The sequence below is a fragment of the Armatimonadota bacterium genome (assembly GCA_035527535.1).
Classification (GTDB): domain Bacteria; phylum Armatimonadota; class Hebobacteria.
In genome coordinates this window covers 1-3,639 of the sequence record DATLAK010000066.1, presented here as the reverse complement: position 1 = coordinate 3,639, position 3,639 = coordinate 1, and the positions used below count along the sequence as shown (strand labels likewise).

General features: G+C 68.0%; 3 protein-coding genes. All 3 read right to left on the bottom strand.

Annotation, left to right across the window (positions count from 1 at the left end):
- Positions 1-177 precede the first annotated feature (177 nt).
- Positions 178-1,335, bottom strand: a complete 1,158-nt coding sequence (gene nagA, locus VM221_04180; GenBank protein HUT74018.1) for an N-acetylglucosamine-6-phosphate deacetylase — start codon at positions 1,333-1,335, stop codon at positions 178-180.
- A gap of 55 nt (positions 1,336-1,390) precedes the next feature.
- Positions 1,391-2,239: a hypothetical protein gene (locus VM221_04175; GenBank protein HUT74017.1), complete on the bottom strand. Its 849-nt coding sequence runs from the start codon at positions 2,237-2,239 to the stop codon at positions 1,391-1,393.
- 94 nt (positions 2,240-2,333) lie between these two features.
- The gene (locus tag VM221_04170) at positions 2,334-3,515 is read right to left on the bottom strand and encodes a GNAT family N-acetyltransferase (GenBank protein ID HUT74016.1); all 1,182 of its coding nucleotides are present in this window, start codon (positions 3,513-3,515) and stop codon (positions 2,334-2,336) included.
- Positions 3,516-3,639: the final 124 nt, after the last annotated feature.

Here is a 3,639-nt window from a genome sequence, read left to right as displayed (position 1 = left end):
CGAGCCGCGAGGCCGCTACGACGCTGTGCTCGTTCATAGTAGCGGCCTTCAGCTATCCGCCGCTTGCCGGCGGCGCGTCACGTCAGGAGACGGGACCTACAAGCGCCGTCCCCGCAGGTCACGCATCCCTGTGTGACGCCGGGCGCCAGCCCAGATCCCTATGCCGCTCAGCCGACCCTACGACCGCCGGTAGGCCAACTCGCCGCCAATCACCGTCAGCACCACCTGACCTGCGGAGTCGATCGCGACCAAATCTGCCTGGTACCCGGGCGCCAGCCGGCCAAACTGCCCAAGGCCCAGCTGCCGCGCCGGATTGAGCGACGCCATCTGCCACGCTCCGCCCAATCCCGCGTCCGTCCAGCGCGCCACGTTCACCACCGCCCGCTCCATGGTCAGCGTACTGCCCGCCAGCGCCCCGGACGGCAGCCGCGCCTCGCCGTCGCGAACGATCACCTTCATCGGCCCCAGCTCGTACTCGCCGTCCGGGCACCCCGTCGCTGCCATCGAGTCGGTGACCAGCAAGATCCCGTCCACCCCCTTTGCCGCCAGCGCCAGGCGCACTGTCGTCGGCGCCAGGTGCACGCCATCGGCGACGATCTCGACCCGCACCCCGCGTGCCATCAGCGCTGCGCCGACGACGCCGGGCTCGCGGTGGTGGAAGGGAGGCATGCCGTTAAACATGTGCGTGACCTGGGTCGCGCCCGCGTCGAACGCCGCCTGCGCCTGCGCCTCCGTAGCCACCGTGTGGCCCAGGGAAACGACGATTCCCTCCAAGACCAGGGAGTAGATCGCCTCCATCGCCCCCACTTCCTCGGGGGCCAGGGTCACGATCCGTGTCACGTCCCCCGCGATCTCGAGCATGCGCGCCACCGCCGATGTCACTGGCGGCACCACGTGATCGGGCGACTGCGCCCCCAGGCGCTCCCGGCTGATGAACGGCCCCTCGACGTGCACGCCCAGCACGCGCGCGCCCCCGTGCGCCGTCCCCATCGCCGCCCGCACGCCTGCCGCCGCCTCCGCGATCGCCTCAAAGGGCGCGGTCACCGTTGCCGGCACGAACCCCGTCACCCCGTGCCGCGCGAAAAAGCGCGCCATGCGAAGCACCGCATTGCTGCCGTCCATCACGTCGGCGCCATCTGCACCGTGCGTGTGTACGTCGATCAGGCCCGGCCCCAGCGCCGCCCCACCCAGATCGATCGCCGGCACGCCGCCGGGCAGCGCTTCCCCGATCTGGTACACAGCGGCGATCGTGTCTCCCTCAACCAGGACGCTGCCCGGGCCAAGCGATTCCGGCACGTAAAGATTGGCGTTCTTGAGCAGCACGGCGTCACTCATCCTTCCTCGATCTTGCCCACCGGGGCGACATAGACCGCAAACTCGTCTTCCCCATCTACCCCCAGGATGGCCTGCCTTCCATCCCCATCGCCCGCAGCTGCGCGCGCAGGGTTTCCAGCTCTGCCTGCTTGCGCGCCAGGTCGCGCTCGACCTCTTCCGCCATCTCCCCCAGCAGATCCTGCCCCTGCCGCGCCGCCAGCGTGACCTCCAGGCGCATCTCCATCATGGGGCTGTGCGTGAGCTCGTCGATCTCGCCCTCTACCTGGCGCAGCTTGCGCCGCAGGTAGGTCAGGCGATCCTGCAGCACGTCCAGCCGCCCCACGTCGACGGCACCTCGCCCTGTTGTCCGGTGCGGCGTCGCCGCCAGTGCCTCCAGTTCGGCCCGGCTCTGAGCGGCATAGGCGACGTTGACCGCCGCCATCATCTCTGTCCGCCAGACACGTTCCGCCGGATCTTGCGTCAGGTCGGGATGAAAGCGGCGGCATAGCTGGCGGTATAGTACTTTCAGATCCTGCTTGGCCGCAGACTGGGTTGCCAGCTCGGCTGGCGGTGTGAAGGAAGGCCCGGGCAGCGCCGGATCGCGCCACGTGCGCCTGTACTGCTCGTCCACCGGCACGTATGCCTCACCGTTCCAGCCTACGGGCGGCCCGTCGCTACCCCAGCGGCGGAAGGTCTGGAGCTGCTTCTGACACGCCGCGATCGAGGCCTCGACCTCCTTTAGGGCCGCCAGCTTGCGACCGATGCGCGTCTCGTAGCGCAGCTCGAAGGAAGCGACCTCGACGCGCAGCTCGGCCAGATCAGCCTCGCGCTCGACCAGCGCCGCCTCTGTCGCCGCGATCTGGCGCCGCAGCCGCGCCAGCTGCTGCCCCAGCGATAGCGCACCATCCCCTTGCCCCGACCACACCGTCTCGCTCTCCCTCACAACCGCTGAAGCGGCGACTACGAACCCGAGCAGCCTCCCCGCTCGTCGCAGCGACTTACGTCGCTATCCTCTCCCCTTACACGTAATCCGTAAACCACTGCACCCAATCTGCGAACGAGAACACCTCGCACAGCGCGCGCTTGAGCGCCAGGTCACGCCCATTCCAGCGCACCATCTCCATCTCCAGCGCCGCCTCCAGGTCGAGCCGGCAGCAGAACAACCGCGACAGCAGGCTCTCTTTCATCTCCAGCCGTACCGTGTAGCGCGGCTCGGGCGGGGCAGTGACCGCCAGCGCGCGGTGCGGCGTCAACACGGTCAGCGACAGCGTATCCAGCAGGTTCGAGCCCGCTGCCAGGCGCTGGAACATCCGGTCGGGCCGCAGGATGCGCGCCATGATGTGCGGCGAGGTCTCGCTTTCTTCAAAGCCCATCCTCCGCAGCAGCGGGCGAATCGGGTTCGCCAGCGAGACGTACGGTACCCGGAAGCGCTCGCTGTCGGCGAGCCCGCGCGCATAGCGCAGCAACTGCGCCGTCGTCCCATCGTCCTCGCCCACCGCCTCGTACACGCACAGGTCGGGCGAGGCATCCCACAGCCCATATGAGGCGACCAGGTAGCCGCGCACGCGCTCTGACCCTGCCCCGAGCGCGATCAACCACCACTTGCGGTCGCGGTACACGTGGCCATCCAGGATCGTGCGCCAATACCCGGGGGCCCGCTGCCATCCGCCGCCAAAGCGTCCGTAGCGCCGCTCGTACAGCGCGAGCAGCTGCGGCTCAAGGTCCAGCCAGCGATCGCGATCCAGCACCTCGATCTCGGCCCCTTCCGCCGCAGGCCAGTGCACCTCGGGTGGCAAGTTGTAATAGCACATGTACGACAGGTCGCCATGTCCCGCCTTCCGGTAAAACCGGTATCCCTCGCTGCGCTCGCCACCCCGGATCACAAACAGCGCGTCAACCCGCTTTCGTATGAACTCTGCTGCCACATCGATCATGCGCGAACCGATCCCCTGCCCGCGCAGTCCCTCCGCCACACCCACCGCGTTCTCATAGACCACCGGCACCGTCAGCCCGGGGCGCAGGCACTGCTCGCGGTATTGCAGGGGGATAAAGCCGACCAACCGCTCGCCATCCCGCGCCACCACAGCGGTACAGTTCATGGCCTCCCACTGCGCGCGGCTGATATCGCCAAAGATCGCATTGCGGAAGGCCAGCACCTCATCGATCTCTTTAGGATCATACTCGTAGATTCGCAGGTCCATACTCACCTCGTCCGATGTTTCTCTGCCCCCCTCTAACTCCCCCCACTGGGGGGAGGACTCGAATCTCCTCCCCCTCTGGGGGAGGTTGGGTGGGGGCTATCCATCACAAACTACCTTCCGCCCC